Source organism: Methylophilus sp. DMC18 (assembly GCF_056314005.1).
On record NZ_JBQUZE010000003.1, the window covers coordinates 285,024 to 305,613 of the forward strand.

Genomic DNA, 20,590 nt, shown 5'->3' on the forward strand with positions numbered 1-20,590 from the left:
TTTATTTGGCCGGCCGCATGCTGGCGAGGCTTGGAGATTTACGGTCTGCCAGCTAAGATGCTGCGATGTCTAGCCCCTCACTCAAGCACATTGCCTTTGCCAGTTTTATTGGTACAGCCATCGAATTTTACGATTTTTATATTTATGCCATGGCGGCAGCGCTGGTCATTGGCCAGGTCTTTTTCCCCGCCAGCGCGCCAGCGGTGCAATCGTTAAATGCCTTGCTGACCTTTGGTCTGGCGTTTATTGCACGGCCACTGGGCGCTTTGCTGTTTGGTCATTTTGGTGACCGTATCGGACGCAAATCCACCCTGGCAGCGTCATTGCTGGTCATGGGCTGCTCGACGTTTCTGATTGGCGTCTTGCCAGGCTACGATCAATGGGGGCTGTGGGCGCCGGCGCTGCTTTGTCTGTTGCGGTTTGGTCAAGGCATCGGCTTGGGCGGCGAATGGGCAGGGGCTGCCTTGCTGGCAACCGAATATGCGCCCGTACATCGTCGCAGCTGGTTTGGCATGTTTCCGCAACTGGGGCCTTCGATCGGCTTTTTACTCGCAACCTTGACCTTTTTGGCCTTAACTCTGGGGCTAACGGAGACACAATTTGAGCAATGGGGCTGGCGCGTGCCGTTTATCGTCAGTGCGGCGCTGGTCATGGTCGGGCTATACGTCCGCTTCAAGCTGGCTGAAACGCCCGCATTTGCGCAGGCACAGTCTTCAAAAGAGTTGCATCGCTGGCCGCTCAAAGCGCTGGTGGTCACGCATGGACGGGCCATTGTGCTTGGTGCGCTGGCCATGGGGGTGTGTTATCACCTGTTTTATACGGCGACGGTGTTTTGCCTGAGTTATGGCACGCAAACCTTGCACATTGCGCGCCCGGTTTTTCTGGGGCTGTTGTGCATCGCTGTGCTAGGCATGGCCACCGCGACGCCACTGGCTGCCTGGTGGTCAGACAAGGTTGGCCAGCGACCTGTGCTGATGCTCGGGCAAGGTCTGGCCGTATTGCTGGGATTTGCCCTGGCGCCTTTACTAGGCAGTGCGGATAGCGGGCTGATCCTGGTTTTTCTGTTTGCTGCGCTGTTTTTAATGGGCATCACCTTTGCCCCCATGGGCGCTTTTCTGCCACAGCAGTTCCCAGTTGCTGTGCGTTACAGCGGGGCAGGGCTCAGCTATCAGCTCGGTGGCATCTTGGGTGCCTCCTTCGCACCGGCCATTGCTCAATCTCTGGTCAATCAGGGCGGCTTGACCTGGGTAGGGGCCTATCTTTCCAGCATGGCTTTGATCAGTTTGCTGGCCGTCTGGCGCATGTCGCCAAGCACCTCCAACCCGGATTGAATAATAGGTGCATTCAGTGATTGAGTGGCTTTTAGTCTCTGTTTGCCTGCGCTGGTCGGGTCAGCAGTTATAATGCAGTTTTTTTCACGGTGATACGGCATGTTTACCCATCCGGGCTTTAACCCCATCGCATTACAAATCGGCAGTTTTGGTATCCACTGGTACGGTTTGATGTACCTGATCGGTTTTTTTGGTGGCCTGTGGTTGGGGCAGTACCAGGTCAACCGGTTGCGTAAACTGGACCCCAACTCGCCCTGGCAGGCGCGTGACCCGGACGACATGCTGTTTTACATCGCGCTCGGTGTCGTGCTGGGTGGGCGGTTGGGCTATGTGGTGTTTTACCAGCCCAGTTATTTCCTGCAACATCCGCTGGAAATCTTTGCCCTGTGGCAAGGGGGCATGTCGTTTCATGGTGGCTTTATTGGTGTGATGGTGGCCATGGCCTTGTTTGCCCGCAAGCGCGGCGTGATTTGGTTGCAATTGATGGACTTTGTGGCGCCGCTCGTGCCGATTGGCCTGGGGGCAGGCAGACTGGGTAATTTTATCAATGGCGAGTTATGGGGGCGGCCAACTAATGCGGACTGGGGCATGGTGTTCCCAGCCGTCGATCAGGTGGCACGGCATCCTTCGCAGCTCTACGAGTTTGCACTAGAGGGCATTGCACTGTTCCTGATTCTCTGGTGTTTTGCGGGCAAAAAACGACCCATCGGTGCAGTGTCCGCCATGTTCTTGCTCTGTTACGGCAGTTTCCGTTTTCTGGTTGAGTTTACGCGTGAACCAGATAGCTTCTTGGGCCTGCTATCGCTGGGGCTCAGCATGGGACAATGGCTCTGCGTGCCTATGATTCTGGCAGGGCTCTGGCTCATGCGCCGGGCTTATCGTCAGTCGTAAAGCCAGATTTCCATTAGGCGTTGCCTGGCTGAGTGGCACGTTCGAGGGCACTCAGCCACTGGATGGCATATTCACGTCCTTGCTGTTCTTCGCCACACATCTCCAGGCTAGGGCTTAATCCGCCACAAAACGCTGGGCGTTGTGGCTGCCCAAACAATTTGCAGCGATAGGCCTCATCTAGTTGTATGCATGGCACACCCGCGGGCTTGCCATGTGGCATGCCGGGGATCGGGCTATTGATGGACGGGGCAATGCAGCAGGCTCCGCAGTGAGGGCGGCAGTCCATCCGGGATTAAACATCCACCCAGGGGTAGCCTAGGGCAGTCACGCCAGCCTTCAACTCCAGCATGGCTGCAAGCACATGCGCACTTTCGCCTTTGAGGCCGACTTCTGTGGTGCGGCGCTGGTTGGTGCGTGGCAAGCTGAACAACTTGAGCATGGGATAACGGCTCAGCATGCTGTTCATCAAGTCAATCAAGTCGCTTTCGCCTGCCTCAGTGACGACAATGGCTTGCTCCAGATAGTCCTGGCCATGAAACAGGTGACTGTAATAGGTGTCCAGCACCCATTCCACCATCGGGTGCGCCATTTCTGGAAAGCCGGGCACAAAGTAATGCTCGTGAATGCTGAATCCGGCGACGCGGTTAATCGGGTTGGGGATGAGCTCACAGCCTTGCGGAAAGTCAGCCATAAGCACGCGTTTAGGGTAAGCCGCTTCCCCATATTGCGCTTCAATATTGGCAACGGCGCCTGCATGTCGCTCAATCGGTACCCCGGCAGCCGCGGCTGCACATTGGCGGGTGTAGTCATCCGGGGTGGCACCGATGCCGCCAAAGCTAAACACGACATCGCCACGGGCCATGCTGGCTTTGAGCAGGCTGGTGATCTGTTCGGGAATATCGCCGATAAAGTGCGCCCAGCTGAGTTGCAGGCCGCGGGCAGACAGAAGCGCAATGACCTTGCTGAGATGGGCATCCTGGCGCTTGCCGGACAGGATCTCGTCACCGATGATATAAATCCCAAATTGGCGCATGTTATATTGAGTAAATTACTTTTGAGTGAGCGTTTTAACAGCAGCATAATACCAAGCAATTGCTGAAAATTCACAGCATAGCCATTGCGGCAGCACTTTTGCGGTCTGGTGAGCGCGTCAGTGTGCAAGTGCTTTGATGTGGTTTTGACCTATTGCGTGCTGGTCTAGCCAGCTTTTCAGTCAGTGATCAGTACATTATCGAAAGAAATCCATTGAACAGTTTTCTCTTTGATTTTGTGAGTCCAGCAGACACCATCCTTTCATCTCGCTATGAACCCTCGATGGTCGCCTTGTCCTACCTGATCGCACTCACGGCCTCTGTGATTGCCATCCATCTGGCCGAGGTCTCCCAGCAATTCAAACTTAAGCGCGACCGCCACTTGACCATGCTCGGCGGTGGCCTGGCAATGGGTGCCGCGGTGTGGGGCATGCATTTTATTGGCATGCTAGCTTTCGAGCTGTGTGCCACGGTGCGTTACGAGCTGGTCATCACCTTGCTCTCCTTGTTGCCGGCATTTGTTGCCTCCTGGGCATCCATGCAATGGGTGGCGCAAGCAAGAAAATCTCCTTACGATTTAACCATTAGCGGCGCCTTGATCGGCCTGGGCATCGGGGTCATGCATTACACCGGTATGCTGGCCATGCAAACGGCTGCTGTCATGGCGTTTAATCCATGGCTGGTACTGGTGTCTGTGTGCTCGGCAGTGATGCTCGCCATTCTGGCGTTATGGTTTCATCAACGCTGTAACCGTTTGCGGCGCCTGCGGCCCTGGCGCCATCTGTTCAGTGGTCTGGTCATGGCGGCTGCCATTACCAGCATGCACTATCTGGGCATGGCTGCGGCCAGCTTTAGTGGCCCCATACAGTTTGATGAGCCTGTGCCCACCGTAGACCGGCTGTATTTGTCCTTGCTGGTCACCATGGGCTTGGTGACCTTGCTAGGCGCTATTCTGGCGCAAACCATGATTAGTCGGCAGCGGCAATTGGCCCGCGAGTTACAGTTCAGGGAGCATCAAATGCGCGTGATCTTTCAGCACGCGATAGACGCCATTGTGATTACGGATGCCAAGGGACATATCCAGATGGTGAACCGCGCTTTTGAGGCGATGTTTGGCGTTCAGGCGCAGGCAATCGTGGGCCGTTCGCTTGGCAAAATGATCCCCGACTGGAAGCAGCTCAGCACGCTCTCGCGCAAACGCAGGCAACATGACCAGGCTGGAAAAGTGGTCGCTGAGCGTCACGGGATACATGCGGATGGGCGCGAAATTCCATTGCGGATTGCACTGACCCGTGTGATTGAAGATGAGCTGGATTTTTGTATCAGTTTTTTGATGGATTTAACCGTATTTCGCCAGCAGCAAAACGCCCTAGAGAAACTGTTGACCGAAGATCCGCTGACCGGCTTGTTCAACCGGCGCGGCATGCTCAGTATGATGCATGGCATTGTCAGCCAGCTTCAAAGCAGTCATCCGCAACGGGGCATTATTTTATTATTCGTGGATCTCGATGGGTTTAAAGCCGTCAACGATACCCATGGCCATCCTGTGGGCGATGAAGTGTTGATGGCCATCGCACAACGATTACCTGATGTGTTGCGCGAAGAAGATATGGTGTGTCGTTTTGGCGGGGATGAGTTTGTCATTTTGCTGACCTTTGCCTCCCAGCCGGAAGAGTTGGCCCGCATGGTTGCAGGCAAGCTGGTCGAGAGCATCAGTCAGCCCATCAAGTTGCAATCGGGTCAGGAGATCGCGGTAGGCTGTAGTATAGGTATCGCCTATGACTGGCCTAAAACGGCCGACGACATCGAAGCCTTACTGCAGAAGGCGGATAATGCGATGTATCAGGCCAAAAAAGGCGAAGCTGGAAAAGTCATCTTTTCCAGCTAGGCTGTACTGCAGTAAGGGTGAATGCTGCTTTATGCCGACCTGAGCAGGCGGGAAATAAAAATCAGGAAGACGGCACCGATGGTGGCGACGATAATGCTGCCTATCATGCCACCACTGGCACTCAAGCCCAGCAGGCCAAACAGCCAGCCGCCGACCACTGCACCGGCAATACCAAGCACCAAATCCCAAATCAGGCCAAAGCCATCGCCTTTCATGATCAAGCCTGCCAACCAGCCCGCGATAATCCCTACAACAATTGTCCAAAGCATGTGTGTACTCCCCTGTTGTTATGATGAAGCTCTATGCTAAGCACAGTTGCGCCTGTCATCTGTCAGCCCATCTAGGAAAAACCTGTCAGATTCAGCTGACTCGTTTGCTGCAAACGTCCAGATAGCGCCACGCCTACCCTGACTTGAGGATTTATTTTTTCAGACCGATGATCAACAAGGCGGCCCCCGCCGCAATCACAATCAGGCTAAGCGCTTGCGGGACTTCCACCTCTTTGGTGATCTCTGCATTGGCCTCTAAAGAGCCGATTTTTGCTACGGTCTCTTTGCTCTCGTAACTAAACCCTTTGAAAATCAGACCAGCTGCGCCGACTGCAATCAATATAATGCCTACCATCGCTAATGATTTCATGCCCAAGCTCCACAGTTAAAAAAGATAGGCTCATATTGACCGTAAGTCAGGCGACTGTCTAGTGGGCGCTCTCCCAGTTGTTGCCCACGCCGACCTCGGCTAGTAACGGCACTGATAAGGTTGCCACTTCTTGCATGAGCACGGGCAAGGTCTGTTTGACTAATGCCAGTTCATGTTCAGGCACTTCCAGCACCAGTTCATCGTGCACCTGCATAATGAGTTTGGTCTGCAGTTTTTGCTCGGTCAGCCATTGGTCGACGGCGATCATTGCAAGTTTGATCAGGTCGGCCGCCGTGCCTTGCATGGGGGCATTAATGGCGGCGCGTTCGGCGCCGTTTCTTCTTTGTACGTTAGCGCTGTTGATTTCAGGTACCCATAAGCGTCTGCCGAAATAGGTTTCGACATAGCCTTGCTGCTTGGCCAGTGCGCGCGTGTTTTCCATATAGGCTTTGACACCGGGGTAACGCGCAAAATAGCGCTCAATGTAATTGGCCGCCGCGCCGCGCTCGATATTGAGGTTTTGCGCCAGGCCAAACGCGCTCATGCCATAGATGAGGCCAAAGTTAATCACTTTGGCGTAGCGGCGCTGCTCGTTGTCTACGGCCGCTTTGTCCACGCCAAAAATTTCTGCGGCCGTGGCGCGATGGATGTCTTCGTTATTGGCAAAGGCCGTCAGCATCCCGGCATCTTGTGAGAGATGCGCCATGATGCGCAGCTCAATCTGCGAATAGTCCGCCGAGATGATCTGGCTGCCGGGCGGGGCGATAAAGGCTTCGCGGATGCGACGGCCTTCGGCGGTGCGTACCGGAATATTTTGCAGGTTGGGGTCCGAGCTGGCCAATCGCCCGGTAATCGCCACCGCCTGGTTGTAGTTGGTATGCACGCGCCCGGTTTGCGCGTTGATCATTTTCGGCAACTTGTCGGTGTAGGTGGATTTCAGCTTGGCCAAGCTGCGGTGCTCCAAGATTACCTTGGGCAACGGGTAATCCAGCGCCAGTTCCTGCAATACATCTTCGTCGGTACTGGGGGCGCCAGAAGGCGTTTTTTTCAAGGGTTTGATACCCAGTTTGCCAAACAGGATTTCTTGCAACTGCTTGGGCGAACCCAGGTTAAACGGTTGTCCGGCCAGCTCATACGCCTGTTTTTCAATCTCCATCAAACGCAGGCCAATTTCATTGCTCTGGCGGTTGAGCATGTGGCTGTCGATCAACACGCCGTTGCGCTCCATGCGTTGCAACACTTGCATGCTGGGCATTTCCACCTGCTCATAAATAAAGCGCAGTTTGTCCGAGACTGTCACTTGCGGGTACAGGGCCTGATGCAGTTGCAGCGTGATGTCGGCGTCTTCCGCGGCATATTCGGCAGCCACCTCGACAGTGACCTGGCTAAACGACACTTGTTTTGCGCCTTTGCCCGCCACGCTTTCGTAGCTGATGGGGGCAATGCCAAGATGGCGCTCGCTGAGCTCATCCATGCCATGCCCTTTGTGGCTCTCAAACACATACGATTGCAACAGGGTGTCGTGCGCAATGCCTTGCAGCGTGATGCCATGATTGGCCAGCACATGCATATCATATTTGAGGTTCTGGCCGACTTTTTTAATGTCCGGGTTTTCAAGGATGGGTTTGAGTTTGGCAAGGGTCGCCGTCAAAGCCAGTTGTGGAGGCGCATCAAAGTAATCATGGGTGAGCGGGATGTAAGCCGCTTCCCCCGGCGTGATGCTGAACGAGACGCCGACAATTTTGGCTTGCATGGGGTCCAGTGAGGTCGTCTCAGTGTCAAAGCAAAGCAGAGCGGCTTGTTCCAGTTTGGTGAGCCACGGTTCCAGTTCACTGTCCGATAAAATGGTCTGGTAAAGCCGTCGCGTATCCGGCGAGTAATCGCCACCGGCTTGTCCGCTAAGCTCCTCGACGGTCGGTAGGGCCGGATTTTCAATCAACGGTGCTGTGGCACCGTCTGGCAATTTGTCTAAGTCACGCTTCCAGCTTCTGAACTCAAAATGGTCAAACAGCGCGAGTAGCGCAGGCTTGTCCGGGGCTTTGGGGATCAGTTCATCAAAATGCTCACGGATACCGATATCACAGCGGATGGTGATCAATTCGCGTGCTGTGGGTAACCAGGGTAGGGCTTTGCGCAAGTTCTCGCCGACCACGCCTTTGATGTTGTCGGCATTGGCAATGATATTGTCGAGAGAGCCATATTCTGTCAGCCATTTGACCGCCGTTTTTGGGCCGACTTTTTCGACCCCAGGCACATTGTCTACACTGTCACCGACCAATGTCAGGTAATCGATAATTTTGCTGGGCGGGATGCCAAATTTATTTTCTACGCCGGCAATATCCAATACATCATCGGTTTTACGGAAGGCATCACGCATGGTGTTGACCACGGTAATATTTTCATTCACCAGTTGCGTGATGTCTTTATCGCCAGTCGAGATAATGGTGCGGATACCTTCTTTTTCGGCCTGCTTGGCCAGTGCGCCAATCACATCGTCTGCTTCAACGCCTTCTTCAATAATCAGCGGCCAGCCCATCGCGCGGATGGTTTCGTATAGCGGTTCAATCTGCACGCGCAAATCGTCCGGCATGCTGGCGCGGTTGGCCTTGTATTCGGGATAAAGATCGTCGCGGAAGGTTTTGCCCTTGGCGTCAAACACACAGGCGCTATAGTCAGAAGGATAGTCCTTGTGCAGGCGCCGTAACATATTCAGCACGCCTTGAATCGCCCCGACCGGTTCGTTGGCCGAGTTGCGCAAATCCGGCATGGCGTGAAACGCGCGGTATAAATAACTGGAGCCATCGACCAGCAGCAGGGTTTTCATCGTGTGTTCTCAAGAGTCAAATCAATGGCGTATTTTACGCATTTCAAAGCCACTTCATGTACACTAATTTGGTTTTGATTGTTGAAGGACTGAATGATGACCACCCCCAAGCTGCCTACCATGGTCGAGCCTGAGCTGCTCAATGGCGATAGTGCCAGCCATGAATCCTGGCATGCCTTTGAAATCATGGCCGAGTTTGTCGGCGCCACTGAAAACCTCAAGGCGATTACGCCCGCGGTGTCGATTTTTGGCAGTGCTCGTACCAAGCCTGACCATCCGTATTATCAACGCACCGAAGAAATTGCCCGGCTATTATCAGACTCAGGCTTTAGTGTGATTTCTGGCGGCGGGCCAGGCATTATGGAGGCGGCCAATAAAGGTGCTTTTCCAGGCCGTGGCGCCAGTGTCGGGCTGAATATCAAGTTGCCTTTCGAGCAGCACGGCAATCCCTATCAGGATATCGGCATCAGTTTCAAATACTTTTTTATGCGCAAGGTCATGTTTGTTAAATATGCCAGCGCATTTGTCGTTATGCCGGGCGGCTTTGGCACACTGGATGAACTGATGGAGGCGATTACGCTGGTGCAAACTGGCAAAAGCCGCAAGATTCCGATTATTCTGGTCGGCAGCCAGTTTTGGGCAGGCTTGATAGACTGGTTGCGCAATACGCTGGTGGCAGAAGGCATGGCTTCGCCGACCGATATGCATCTGGTGCAAGTGATTGATGAGCCGCAACAGATCGTGGACGCGATTTTCAAACATTATGAAACCACTGGCTTCGAATTGACGCCGGCGGAGCGCAAGATGCAGTTGTACCTGTAATCGCTGCGCGCAAAGCCAGGATATTTACAAGTTTATTCAGCGCTGGATGTCCGCCACGGCACGGCTTTTTGCTAGAATAGCGATCACTGACTAAGGAGTCTTCCATGCGTAATGTTTCCCGTTTTATGCTGACCACACTGTGCCTTGCGAGTTTTTCCATGCTGGCTAGTGCTGCGGCCCCCAAAGATGCCGAGTTGCTGGATGACATTCCCTCTCCGCCCAAAGTCATTGAAGGACAACCCATAGACCAGCCGACCATCTCCAAGCGCAAGGATGGTGATAACGAGGTTGAGGAATATAGCCTGAATGGTGAGGTCTATATGGTGAAAGTGACACCACCGAGCGGCAAGTCTTACTACCTGCATCGGGAAGACCGTAATGGCGAGTGGGTACATGATGGTCCTTCTCGCCCGGTGTCCGTGCCCAAATGGATTCTTTTCCGCTTCTAAATGTTTTTGACCTGCCCGTAAGGGTAGGGTTGTCACCCACATGTCTGTTTTTACCACTCTGAGTCTGGATGAAGTGCGTCTATGGTTGGCGCCTTTTAATGTTGGCGAGCTGCAAACCTTGCGCGGCATTGCGGCTGGCATTACCAATACCAATTATTTTGTCGAAACCAGCGAGTCACGCTTTGTGCTGACCGTGTTCGAGAAAAACGATTTTGACGAGCTGCCTTATTTTGTGCACTTAATGACGCATTTATCGCAGCACGGTATTCAATGCCCAAGCCCGATTGTTGATAAAGACGGCGTGGCGTTGCACCGGATTCATGGCAAACCTGCCCTGATGGTGAGCTGCTTGCGTGGTAGTGATGTCAGTCAGCCTAACCTGACCCAGATTGAAGCCGTGGCACAGACGCTGGCGCGTATGCATCTGGCGGGTATGGCGTTTCATGAGCAATCACACAATCAGCGCGGTCAGGGCTGGCGCGTTATGACAGCGCAGCAGGTGATGCCCAAGCTTGCACCCGTACAGCAGCATTTGTTGCAAGAGGAATTGCAGTTTCAGCATGGCCTGGATTTGTCTGGTCTGCCCCATGGTGTGATACACGGCGATTTATTCCGCGATAACGTGTTGTTTGACGGCAATGTGTTGGGTGGCTTTATTGATTTTTACTATGCCTGCCATGATGTACTGGCCTACGATGTGGCCATTGCGGTGAATGAGTGGTGCGTGGATGCCAACGGTGCGTTTGTCGATGACAAGCTGGCCGTGTTCATGAATGCTTATCACGCGGTTCGCCCGTTCACTGCAGAAGAAAAATCCTTCTGGCCAGCCTTGTTGCGCCGCGCTGCCTTGCGCTTCTGGCTATCGCGCCTGTATGATTTTTACTATCCTGTGGCGGGGGAATTGACCCATGCCAAAGACCCGGCTCATTTCGAGCGGGTATTGCTGAATCGTCAAGCGCTTACTTAGTCGCGCTATAAAAGGGAGTCACATGACAGAAACAAACAGCCAGCGCGGGATTCGCTGGGTCAAAGAAAGCCTGGCTTTATTTAAAACGCAGCCACATATCTGGATGTTGTGCTCGCTGGCCTATATCTTCATTTTTATGGTGTTGCCATCCTTGCCATTGCTGGGGTTTCTGGGCATGGTGAGTGTGGTGATCTGGCCCGTCTGCATGGCCTGGATTGTGATGCTCTACCGCCAGGTGGATATGCACGGTGAAATGTCGCCCGGTGACGCCTGGCAACATCTCAAACTGCATCTTAAGCCTTTGTTGCTGTTGGGCGCTAGCTGCCTGATTTATGCTGTGTTGGCGACCTATCTGCTCAGCAGCGAACTTGCTTCGCTCATTTCGCATGCGCCGACCAAAGCCGGCATGAGTGATTCACATATGACCAAGTTTCTTGAAAATGCGTTGTCATTTATTGTGAAGTTGTTGTTATTGCTCTTGCCTTTGTTTATTGCCACCTGGTTTTCACCTATGCTGATTGCTCTCAATGGCTATCCGCTGGTGAAAGCGATCAAATCCAGTATCGCCGGCATGCTGCAATATACCGTGCCCATGGGCGTAGCCTGGCTATTCATGATGCTGGGCATGCTGGTGGTAATGCTGGGACTGGGGCTGGTGATTGGCATTTTAGGTGTGCTGATTCCAACGGTCACGCAGTTGCTGATGCCGCTGCTGGTATTTATTGCCTTGCTGGTCATTAATGCGCTGATGTTTGCCTTTCAATACATCAGCTACAAAGATGCCTTCAGGGCCGCACCACAAGTCGAGGCCAGCGTTTAATTGCTTGCTGCTTGCAACGTTATCGCTTGCGGCGCTCGGTAAACAGGCTGTTACCGACAATCTTTTTGGCTTGCTTTTTGGCATGACTCATGGCGCCAGCCACTTCATGATGGCTGGCAAAAAACTCGGCGCTAACTCTGACTGCGCCGATAGATAAACTGCCAAACGGGAAAAAATGTTCATTGCCCAAGCGGTCTTCAATATGAATGCCACCTGACTGCACATCCTTGAGGTCATAAAAGTCTGGCATGACCTTCGCCACCGTGTCCAGAATGTCGCGGCATATCCTTTCCCAGTCTTCACTCTGAAACACAATCACAAAGTCGTCACCGCCGATATGGCCGACAAAATCATGCTCATGGTTCACCATACTGCTCAGCATGCGCCCGACAAACTGGATCACCTCGTCGCCGCGGCGATAACCATAGGCATCGTTAAACGGCTTGAAATGATCAAGGTCACAATAACAGGCGACAAACGCTATGCGCCGTTCCAGCAGCTTGTCGATATGGGCATTAATTGGCACATTGCCCGGGAGCAGGGTGAGGGGGTTGGCATAACGTGCGGCATGAATCTGCATGTTGGTCACTTCGCGCAATAGCGCGTGACCACTGCCCATGCCCACATAACGCTCGCCGTCGACAATAATAAAGCCGTTCAGTAAATACTTGGGATCGGCTTGCAGGATCAGCTCGCTCAAGGCCAGGATGTGCATGTCCTTTTGGATGATGAGGCATTGCGTATCCATAAATGTGGTGCAGGATTTCTTGCCATGTAATTCTTTTTGGTAACGCCGCGCAAAGCGGTCTATGGTGTCATAACGGCTGATCAGTCCCAGCGGCTTGCCTTTATGGTCGGTGACCGGGATAGAGTTGAGATTGTTGTCGTGATGAAACCAGTCATAGACCTCTTCATTGGTCATTTCAGGCAGCGCCGCCACTTGATAGCTGGTGAGCCCGGATACGGTTGCTTGTTTGGAGACCATGGTTTGCTGGTCCGCAAATAAACGAATAATGTTTTTGTTGAGCAGCGTGCTCACTTCTTCGGACAAAGTCGCCTGAAATTTGGGGAACGGACGGCCCAGCAGGTAGCCCTGGGCATAGTCTATTTTCAAGTCTTTGATGACCGCCAGCTCTTCTTTGGTTTCTATGCCCTCGGCTATCGTCAGCGTGTTCGACTCCAGCGCAATTTTCTGAATGCCGCGGACAAATTCCAGCTTGATCGGATCGTTGTGGATGTTGGCAATAAAATGCTTGTCGATTTTGACATAGTGCGGTGACAGCTCAGACCACAAACGCAAACTTGAAGTCCCTTCACCCAGATCATCGAGCGCGATTTTAAACCCGAGTGCCTTGAGTTTGGTGACCGCCTCTTTGAGTTCGGCGTAATCGCGTATGGTGGAACTCTCGGTGATTTCGATAACAATATCGCTGGCTGCAAGCTGATAGTTCTCCAGCTGCGCCAAGCTTAATGACCAGTCACTTTCGCTGTGCAGCAAGGCATCCGGGCTAAAGTTTACAAACAGAGGCATGGCATGGTTCGCCCGGCGATATTCTTCAAAAATCACATCGCGCGCGATAGACTCCATCTCGATATCTCGCCCACATAACTTGGCTGCATTGAGCAAGGCAATCGGCGCATGTAGTTTGGACTCCAGTGGTCCGCGAATCAGCGCCTCATGCGCAAACACCTGCGCTTGCTTGATATCAATAATGGGCTGAAACAAGGGCAACAGGTTTCTCTGTGCCAGGATGACTTCAATTTCGGTATTGGGGGCAGCATAAATCATGCTAGCAGTATCGACGAAGCGTGAAGATTCTTGATCAAGAAAATGTCAAGATTGGATGAAATATTTATGACTATATCTTGTTGCTACAAGCTAGCTTGAAATAGTCGCACGCAACAACTGAGACGAATGAAACCTCAATTTGAGGCGCATCACCAGAGGATCAGTGAAGTTGCCACCCCAGGCCTAGATAACAGGCGTAAACGACCTCAGATTTTTTCCAGCTTGGCGTATTCGAGCATCAGCGTTTTCAATCCGGCGCTGCCAAAATTCACTTTCACGGCCAGATCGCTGGCGTTCCCCTCATAGCTAACCACAACCCCTTCGCCAAATTTGCTGTGGCGTACACTTTGGCCAATCTTGAAAGGATAATTGGACTGGGTGCTTGCCGGTTGTGCGGCTGGCATGGTGTATTGACCGCCTGCCGCATAAGGTTTGGCAGCCGGTTTGCTATTGAGGCGTTTGGTGAGGTCGGCAGGGATTTCATCGACAAAGCGTGACGGGATGCCGTAGCGGACTTGCCCATGCAGCATGCGGCTTTGCGCATAGGTCATATACAAGCGCTGGCGCGCGCGCGTGACGGCGACGTACATGAGCCGCCGCTCTTCCTCAAGGCCACCATTTTCATAGGCAGCTTGCTCGTGTGGGAACAGGCCTTCTTCGACGCCGCTGATAAACACACTCTGAAACTCCAGACCTTTGGCGGCATGCACGGTCATCAGTTGCAGGGCCTCATGACCAACGTCGGCCTGATGGTCGCCTGCTTCTAGGCTGGCATGGTTCAGAAACTGGGTCAGCAGGTCGGCATCTTCCTCCATGTTGTGATGGTTACCCAAGTCCTGCTTGCTAAAGGCGACCGCAGCCGTCACCAGCTCTTGCAAGTTTTCAATGCGGTCTTCGCCTTCTTTGTCGTTTTGGTAGTGCGCCATCAGGCCACTCAGGTTGATGACCATTTCTGCCATTTCACCCAGCGTGATGCCGTAGCCTTGGTCAACAATTTGCCGGATCAAGGCGACAAAGCCATCTAAGCCTTTGCTGCCTAGCTTGCCTTCACCGACTTTGTTGGTGGCGGCCTGCCATAAGCTGCATTCATTTTGGCGCGCAGCTTCTTGCAGTTGCTCCAGTCCACGCGCACCGATGCCGCGGGGCGGGAAGTTAATAATACGCAACAAGGCCGTGTCGTCGTTGGCGTTGGCAATCAGCCGCATGTAGGCCAAAGCGTGTTTGATTTCAGCCCGCTCGAAAAAGCGCAGACCGCCATACACGCGGTAAGGGATGTTGGCCGAAAACAGGGTATGTTCGAGAATGCGGGACTGCGCATTGCTGCGGTAGAGTAGGGCCATCTCGCCCAAGGGCACGCCTTCTTTTTGCAGCATATTCACTTCATCGACAATAAACTGCGCTTCGTCGGTATCGTTGTAAGCCTCATAAATGCGAATCGGCTCGCCCTTGCCGGCCGAGGTCCACAGGTTTTTACCCAAACGGTTGCGGTTGTTGGCAATGATGGCGTTGGCGGCATCGAGGATATTGCTGTGCGAACGGTAGTTTTCTTCGAGCTTGACGATATTCTGCACGTTGAAGTCGCGCTGGAAGTCATTCATATTGCCGACGCGTGCGCCACGGAATGCGTAAATGCTCTGGTCGTCATCCCCGACGGCAAAAATACTGTTATGCGCGCCGCCTAACAGTTTTAGCCACAGGTATTGCAGCCGGTTGGTGTCCTGAAACTCATCGACCAGGATATATTGAAAGCGTTGCTGATAATGCGCACGGATGTGCGGTTCGCGTTCTAGCAACTCGTAGCAACGCAATAATAACTCGGCAAAATCGGCCACGCCTTCCCGGTTACATTGCTGATCATAGGCCGCATAAATTTCGCGCAGTTTCTGGCTATGGCCGTCGTAAGCATCGACGCTATCCGCTCGCAGGCCTTCCTCTTTGCAGCTATTGATATAGCCCATCACCTGCTTGGGTGGATATTTTTCATCATCCACATTCATCAGTTTCATGACGCGCTTGATGGCAGAAAGCTGGTCGGCGGTATCTAAAATCTGAAAGGTATTAGGTAAGCCCGCTTCACGGTAATGCGCGCGCAACATGCGGTTACACAAGCCGTGAAAAGTGCCTGCCCACATACCACGCGTATTGATCGGCAACATACTCGTGAGGCGGGTCAGCATTTCCTTGGCTGCTTTGTTGGTAAATGTCACGGCCATGAGGCCCATGGGGGAGGTTTGCCCGGTTTGGATCAGCCAGGCAATCCGCGTGGTGAGCACGCGGGTTTTGCCACTGCCGGCCCCGGCTAGAATGAGTGCCGAGACATGCGGCAGGGTGACCGCTTGCAGTTGTTTATCATTCAGGCCCTGTAACAGATTATTTTCAGAATACATGCCGTTATTATCGCATGATGCAGCGTTTCAGGCGCAGTCTAAGCATGCGCTTGTAGTCGGCAAATCGTTGCACTCAACATTTTTCTGGAACTTTTTAAAACCTCTCACACTCATACTTGCACGATGATGATGAATCATCTTTCCGCTTCTTTCCTCCCTGAGCGGAAGCCTTTACGATGAGGCCTATTGCCCCGATTTACCCCTTAATCGGGGCTTTTTTTGTCTATAGGTTTTAGAAGGTGATTTTAAACACCACCGGTAAACCCGACTTGTCGCCAGGCTTCATACAGCAAAATTGCGGCTGAGTTGGATAAATTCAGGCTACGGCTATGCGGCAACATTGGCAATCTGACACGATGCTCTGCCGCAAATTGGGCGCGAATTTCCTCTGGCAAGCCACGTGACTCTGGTCCAAACACAAATACATCCTCGTCTTTAAACTGCAAATCGCTGTGGCGCGTGCTGCCTTTGGTGGTCAAGGCAAACATGCGTTTTCCATGCAGCGCTTGCTGGCATTCCGCCCAGTTTTCATACACGGTCAACGCTGCATATTCATGGTAGTCCAGCCCAGCCCGCTTTAACTGTTTATCTGAAAGTTCAAAACCCAGAGGTTTGACCAGATGTAGCCTGGCACCTGCATTGGCACAGAGACGGATAATGTTGCCTGTATTGGGCGGGATTTCGGGTTCGAAAAGCACGATATGAAACATGTTTGGCTGCTTGTTTGCTTACGCAAGGATAGTATGACGGTGATATGATAGTCGAGAAAGTATCTCAAGATAAATAATTACAACGCCATGGCTCGTCCCGAGAAAATTAGATTAGGTGAAATTCTGGTCAGACAGAATTTCATGACCCAAGCTGAACTGGATCAGGCGCTGGAAGAGCAGCGCAAGACAGGCCGCCGCCTTGGACGGGTGATTGCTGAAAAAGGCTATGCCAACGAGCGGCAAATTGCTGAAGCCGTTGCACATCAGCTCAATATCCCTTTCCTGGATCTTGGCCAGTATGAGCTGGATCCCAAGCAGGTTCAAAAACTCCCTGAAGTGCAGGCACGCCGTTTCCGTGCCATTTTGCTCGAAGAGCGTCCAGACAGCATTCTGGTGGCGATGGTTGACCCTTCGGATGTCTATGCCTATGACGAATTGGTCAGGCTGCTCAGGCGTGATATTGATATCGTCGTGGTGCAAGAGAGTCTGCTCATGCAGACCATTGATCGTTCCTATCGCCAGACTGAGCAGATTTCTTCACTGGCGCTTGAGTTGCAAGAGGACCTGGCAGACAGCAATGCCGATCTCTCAAGCATGATGGGCGTAGATCTGGGCGTAGACGATGCGCCCGTGGTCAAGCTGTTGCAGACGATATTTGAGGATGCGGTGCAAGTGCGAGCGTCTGACGTGCACATTGAGCCGCAAGACAACAAGCTGCTGATCCGCTTTCGGATTGATGGTGTCATGCACTTTCAAACCCAGGCAGATATCAAAATTGCCACTGCGTTGGTCATGCGTCTCAAGATCATGGCTGGTTTGGATATTTCTGAAAAGCGCCTGCCACAAGATGGTCGTTTTGGCTTCTCGGTCAAAGGTAAGGCGGTCGATATGCGTATTTCGACCATGCCAACACAGTATGGCGAAACGGTGGTCATGCGTCTGCTGATTCAAAATACTGCGCACTTTCAGCTGGACAAATTGGGCATGCCGCCTGCTTTACTCGCACGCTTTAGAAAAATGATTAACCGCCCCAGTGGTATGGTGTTGGTCACCGGGCCTACCGGGAGTGGTAAAACGACGACCTTGTACTCAGCATTGAGTGAGCTTAATACCCCCGAAACCAAAGTCATTACGGTGGAAGACCCGGTGGAGTACCGTTTACCCGGCATTATTCAGACGCAGGTCAATGAAAAAATCGAGCTGGATTTCCCCAAGTTGCTACGTGCCATTTTGCGTCAGGATCCAGATATTGTGCTGGTGGGCGAGATGCGAGATGAAGAAACTGCACAAACGGGTCTGCGCGCTTCCATGACTGGTCACCTGGTACTCTCCACGTTGCATACCAACGATGCCTCAACTGCTCCGGTGCGTTTGATCGACATGGGCGTGCCGCGTTTCATGGTGGCCATGTCCTTGCTCGGTGTCATGGCGCAACGTCTGGTGAGGCTGATTTGCCCGCACTGTGCTGAAGAGCATGCGCCTACAGAGAGTGAAACGGTGTGGCTCAATCAGGTGTTGCCGGATGCAACCTTACCGACCAACTTCCGCCATGGCAAAGGCTGTCAGCATTGCAACCGCACCGGTTATCTGGGGCGGGTTGGCTTGTATGAGTTTCTTGAAATGACCGATGAGCTGGCAATGGCCGCCAACATGCCGGATACCAACATCTTTATCAAAAAAGCGCGTGAACGCCTGAAAGGTAAAACCCTGCGCGACCAATCGCTGCAATTGGCGATTGAAGGTAAAACCACGCTGGAAGAAATCATGCGTGTCGATAACCAGTTTGAAGAATAACGCCTATGCCATTATTTGAATACAAAGGGCGCACCGAAGATGGCATGATGGTGACTGGGGTACAAGAAGCCGCCGATGCCGATGCCTTGGGCGCCGCGTTAATTGGTACCAGAATTACGCCGATTGAAATCAAGCCCAAGAAAACGAGTGGCGTCGCGATTAACCTGTTTGAAGAGAAAATCACCAGCCTTGAGGTGATGATTTTCAGCAAGCAAATGTATACGCTGCTTAAAGCTGGTATCCCGATCATGCGCGCCCTCTCTGGGATTCAAAGCTCCGTAGGCAACCCCAAGCTGGCGCAAGTGGTGGGGCAACTGCGCGTGAGCCTGGACTCAGGCCGTGAATTGTCAGTGGCGATGACTGAGCATCCAAAAGTCTTCGATAGTTTTTATATTAGTATGATCCGGGTTGGCGAAACGACGGGTAATTTGGATAATATTTTTTTGCGCCTGTCTGAGCATATCGAGTTTGACCGCTTTATGCGTGGACAAATCAAATCGGCTTTGCAATATCCTATGTTTGTACTCACTGCCATGGCAATTGCGATTGTGGTGATTAACGTTATGGTGATCCCGCAGTTTGAAAAAGTGTTTGCTAGCATGCATGCCGATTTGCCAATGATTACCAAAATGCTGATTGCATTTTCAAACTTCATGCGCAATTACTGGTTTGTGCTGATTGGCATGATTGCCGCGGCAGGCTGGTCATTTAAAACGTATGTTAAAACGGCAAGTGGTCGGTCAAACTGGGATCGGATCAAGATGCGTATCCCGATTGCCGGTAAAATTATTTTTAAAGGCACCATGGCACGTTTTGCACGTAGCTTTGCGTTGTCTACACGCAGTGGTTTACCCATTCTGTCAGCGTTAAGGCTGGTGTCACAAACCGTCGAAAATGACTATATTTCAGCCAAAATTTTGAGCATGTCTGCGGGCATTGAGCGTGGCGAAACCATCCTCAGAACAGCTACGCAAACTGGTGTGTTTAACTCACTCGTTTTGCAAATGATCGCTGTCGGCGAAGAGTCAGGCTCGCTGGATACATTAATGCAGGAAATTGCCGATATGTACCAAGCGGATGTTGAGTATGACGTCAAAACGTTGGGTGCGCAGATTGAGCCTATTTTGATTATGTTTTTGGGAGCGTTAGTCTTGGTGCTTGCATTGGGTGTATTTTTACCGATTTGGGACATGAGTTCTGTGATGCTAAAAGGTGGCTAGTTTTGTGGTAAGGGAATGGACCAAAATTGTCTGGCATAGTATTTGCTAATGACAATTTAACGCAGTGTTAACCTGCCACTGTGATAAGAACGGCAGGGCATTTTGATTAGGAGTTTGAGTAATGAAAAAACAAGCTGGTTTTACATTGGTTGAATTGGTTGTTGTGATCGCAGTGCTTGGTATTTTGGCAGCAACAGCGTTACCAAGATTTGTGAACGTTCAGACCCGGGCACTCAAAGCTGCCGGCGGAGGTTTGCAAGGCTCGATAGCCTCTGCTGCAAACTTAGCTAGAGCATCATGGATTGCTGGAGGTAGTACTGGAACTTCCGTACAGATGGACTCACAATCAGTAACTGTAAATAGTTCTGGTTGGCCAACAGCTGATGGGGATGGTATCTCTAAGGCCTTACAAGATATTGGCGGTTTTGCAGACAATGGGGCCGGGGTTTTCACAAAATCAAATGGAAGTTGTACTGTTACGGTTACTTACACTGCGAGCACTGGCAGTGCAGCGTTGAGCGATAATGGGTCCTGCTAAGGACTGTTTTCTAATGTCTCGTGCAACTTATGAGAGGCTTCACGCTAATTGAACTGGTTGTAGTGATTTCCGTGATGGCTATAATAGCTGCTATGGCTGTCCCAAGATTTGCAAACGGTGACATCTTCGAAACCCGCGGTGACGCGGGTTTACTTTCATCTACATTACGCTATGCGCAGAAAACGGCGATTGCCCAGCGTCGGAATGTGTATGTGATTCATAATAATGCGATACCTGATACGGTCAGCTTATGTTTCGATACCGCCTGCAATCAGGCGGTAATTAATCCTGAAACCGCTGAGGCATACGTGTTCACAAGTAGCAAGAATGTGGATATCAGTTCGGACAATGCCAGTCTTGGGTTTGATTCGCTTGGTCGTGCAGTCCCGAACTCAACGGTGAGTTATCAAGCGACCAATAGAAAAAACAATGCGCAATACGTGACCGTGACTGTCGAGGAAGATACTGGATACATACACTGATTAGTTCA

Annotated in this window: 19 protein-coding genes; 11 read left to right on the forward strand and 8 right to left on the reverse strand. The window is 52.2% G+C overall.

Annotated elements, in window-relative coordinates; genetic code table 11:
* Positions 1 to 65: 65 nt before the first annotated feature.
* Together ACT53G_RS08370 and lgt are read left to right on the forward strand one after the other, a co-directional pair.
* The gene (locus ACT53G_RS08370; protein WP_476169142.1) at positions 66 to 1,331 is read left to right on the forward strand and encodes an MFS transporter; all 1,266 of its coding nucleotides are present in this window, start codon (positions 66 to 68) and stop codon (positions 1,329 to 1,331) included.
* Positions 1,332 to 1,430: 99 nt separating this feature from the next.
* The gene (gene lgt / locus ACT53G_RS08375; protein WP_476169143.1) at positions 1,431 to 2,222 is read left to right on the forward strand and encodes a prolipoprotein diacylglyceryl transferase; all 792 of its coding nucleotides are present in this window, start codon (positions 1,431 to 1,433) and stop codon (positions 2,220 to 2,222) included.
* Between the two features lie 13 nt (positions 2,223 to 2,235).
* Here the strand turns inward: lgt and ACT53G_RS08380 are convergent, their stop codons facing one another.
* The gene (locus tag ACT53G_RS08380) at positions 2,236 to 2,508 is read right to left on the reverse strand and encodes a YkgJ family cysteine cluster protein (RefSeq protein WP_476169144.1); all 273 of its coding nucleotides are present in this window, start codon (positions 2,506 to 2,508) and stop codon (positions 2,236 to 2,238) included.
* A 6-nt stretch (positions 2,509 to 2,514) separates the two neighbouring features.
* Positions 2,515 to 3,255 carry a competence/damage-inducible protein A gene (locus ACT53G_RS08385; protein WP_476169145.1) on the reverse strand — a complete coding sequence of 247 codons (741 nt, stop codon included), beginning with the start codon at positions 3,253 to 3,255 and terminating at the stop codon, positions 2,515 to 2,517.
* Positions 3,256 to 3,467: 212 nt separating this feature from the next.
* Here ACT53G_RS08385 and ACT53G_RS08390 point away from each other — a divergent pair, with 212 nt between their 5' ends.
* Positions 3,468 to 5,141: an MHYT domain-containing protein gene (locus tag ACT53G_RS08390; RefSeq protein WP_476169146.1), complete on the forward strand. Its 1,674-nt coding sequence runs from the start codon at positions 3,468 to 3,470 to the stop codon at positions 5,139 to 5,141.
* Positions 5,142 to 5,170: 29 nt separating this feature from the next.
* Here the strand turns inward: ACT53G_RS08390 and ACT53G_RS08395 are convergent, their stop codons facing one another.
* The 3 genes from ACT53G_RS08395 to polA all read right to left on the reverse strand — a co-directional run bounded on the left by ACT53G_RS08395 (position 5,171) and on the right by polA (position 8,604).
* Positions 5,171 to 5,410: a GlsB/YeaQ/YmgE family stress response membrane protein gene (locus ACT53G_RS08395; protein ID WP_194748688.1), complete on the reverse strand. Its 240-nt coding sequence runs from the start codon at positions 5,408 to 5,410 to the stop codon at positions 5,171 to 5,173.
* 151 nt (positions 5,411 to 5,561) lie between these two features.
* On the reverse strand, positions 5,562 to 5,780 hold the full coding sequence (locus ACT53G_RS08400; RefSeq protein ID WP_228518837.1) for a hypothetical protein: 219 nt from the start codon (positions 5,778 to 5,780) through the stop codon (positions 5,562 to 5,564).
* Positions 5,781 to 5,838: 58 nt separating this feature from the next.
* The gene (polA, locus tag ACT53G_RS08405) at positions 5,839 to 8,604 is read right to left on the reverse strand and encodes a DNA polymerase I (RefSeq protein ID WP_275356336.1); all 2,766 of its coding nucleotides are present in this window, start codon (positions 8,602 to 8,604) and stop codon (positions 5,839 to 5,841) included.
* A 96-nt stretch (positions 8,605 to 8,700) separates the two neighbouring features.
* On the opposite strand from polA, the gene ACT53G_RS08410 reads away from it, so the two are divergent.
* The 4 genes from ACT53G_RS08410 to ACT53G_RS08425 all read left to right on the forward strand — a co-directional run bounded on the left by ACT53G_RS08410 (position 8,701) and on the right by ACT53G_RS08425 (position 11,662).
* On the forward strand, positions 8,701 to 9,426 hold the full coding sequence (locus ACT53G_RS08410; protein WP_194749104.1) for an LOG family protein: 726 nt from the start codon (positions 8,701 to 8,703) through the stop codon (positions 9,424 to 9,426).
* Between the two features lie 104 nt (positions 9,427 to 9,530).
* A complete protein-coding gene (locus ACT53G_RS08415) occupies positions 9,531 to 9,875 on the forward strand; it encodes a DUF2782 domain-containing protein (RefSeq protein WP_275356335.1) in 345 nt (114 codons plus the stop codon).
* A 40-nt stretch (positions 9,876 to 9,915) separates the two neighbouring features.
* Positions 9,916 to 10,842, forward strand: coding sequence for a homoserine kinase (locus ACT53G_RS08420; RefSeq protein ID WP_313985567.1), 927 nt, complete (start codon positions 9,916 to 9,918; stop codon positions 10,840 to 10,842).
* A gap of 22 nt (positions 10,843 to 10,864) precedes the next feature.
* Positions 10,865 to 11,662 carry a BPSS1780 family membrane protein gene (locus tag ACT53G_RS08425; protein WP_476169147.1) on the forward strand — a complete coding sequence of 266 codons (798 nt, stop codon included), beginning with the start codon at positions 10,865 to 10,867 and terminating at the stop codon, positions 11,660 to 11,662.
* A gap of 19 nt (positions 11,663 to 11,681) precedes the next feature.
* Here ACT53G_RS08425 and ACT53G_RS08430 read toward each other — a convergent pair whose 3' ends face one another.
* From ACT53G_RS08430 to trmL, 3 genes are all read right to left on the reverse strand, one after another.
* Positions 11,682 to 13,451 carry a GGDEF domain-containing protein gene (locus ACT53G_RS08430; protein ID WP_476169148.1) on the reverse strand — a complete coding sequence of 590 codons (1,770 nt, stop codon included), beginning with the start codon at positions 13,449 to 13,451 and terminating at the stop codon, positions 11,682 to 11,684.
* Between the two features lie 206 nt (positions 13,452 to 13,657).
* Positions 13,658 to 15,838: a DNA helicase II gene (uvrD, locus tag ACT53G_RS08435; RefSeq protein ID WP_476169149.1), complete on the reverse strand. Its 2,181-nt coding sequence runs from the start codon at positions 15,836 to 15,838 to the stop codon at positions 13,658 to 13,660.
* A 245-nt stretch (positions 15,839 to 16,083) separates the two neighbouring features.
* A complete protein-coding gene (trmL, locus tag ACT53G_RS08440) occupies positions 16,084 to 16,548 on the reverse strand; it encodes a tRNA (uridine(34)/cytosine(34)/5-carboxymethylaminomethyluridine(34)-2'-O)-methyltransferase TrmL (protein ID WP_194748681.1) in 465 nt (154 codons plus the stop codon).
* Between the two features lie 141 nt (positions 16,549 to 16,689).
* Here trmL and ACT53G_RS08445 point away from each other — a divergent pair, with 141 nt between their 5' ends.
* The 4 genes from ACT53G_RS08445 to ACT53G_RS08460 all read left to right on the forward strand — a co-directional run bounded on the left by ACT53G_RS08445 (position 16,690) and on the right by ACT53G_RS08460 (position 20,582).
* Positions 16,690 to 18,342, forward strand: coding sequence for a GspE/PulE family protein (locus ACT53G_RS08445; protein ID WP_338655325.1), 1,653 nt, complete (start codon positions 16,690 to 16,692; stop codon positions 18,340 to 18,342).
* A 5-nt stretch (positions 18,343 to 18,347) separates the two neighbouring features.
* On the forward strand, positions 18,348 to 19,562 hold the full coding sequence (locus ACT53G_RS08450) for a type II secretion system F family protein (RefSeq protein WP_476169150.1): 1,215 nt from the start codon (positions 18,348 to 18,350) through the stop codon (positions 19,560 to 19,562).
* Positions 19,563 to 19,683: 121 nt separating this feature from the next.
* Positions 19,684 to 20,100 carry a prepilin-type N-terminal cleavage/methylation domain-containing protein gene (locus tag ACT53G_RS08455; RefSeq protein ID WP_476169151.1) on the forward strand — a complete coding sequence of 139 codons (417 nt, stop codon included), beginning with the start codon at positions 19,684 to 19,686 and terminating at the stop codon, positions 20,098 to 20,100.
* Between the two features lie 29 nt (positions 20,101 to 20,129).
* On the forward strand, positions 20,130 to 20,582 hold the full coding sequence (locus ACT53G_RS08460) for a pilus assembly FimT family protein (protein ID WP_476169152.1): 453 nt from the start codon (positions 20,130 to 20,132) through the stop codon (positions 20,580 to 20,582).
* Positions 20,583 to 20,590 lie beyond the last annotated feature (8 nt).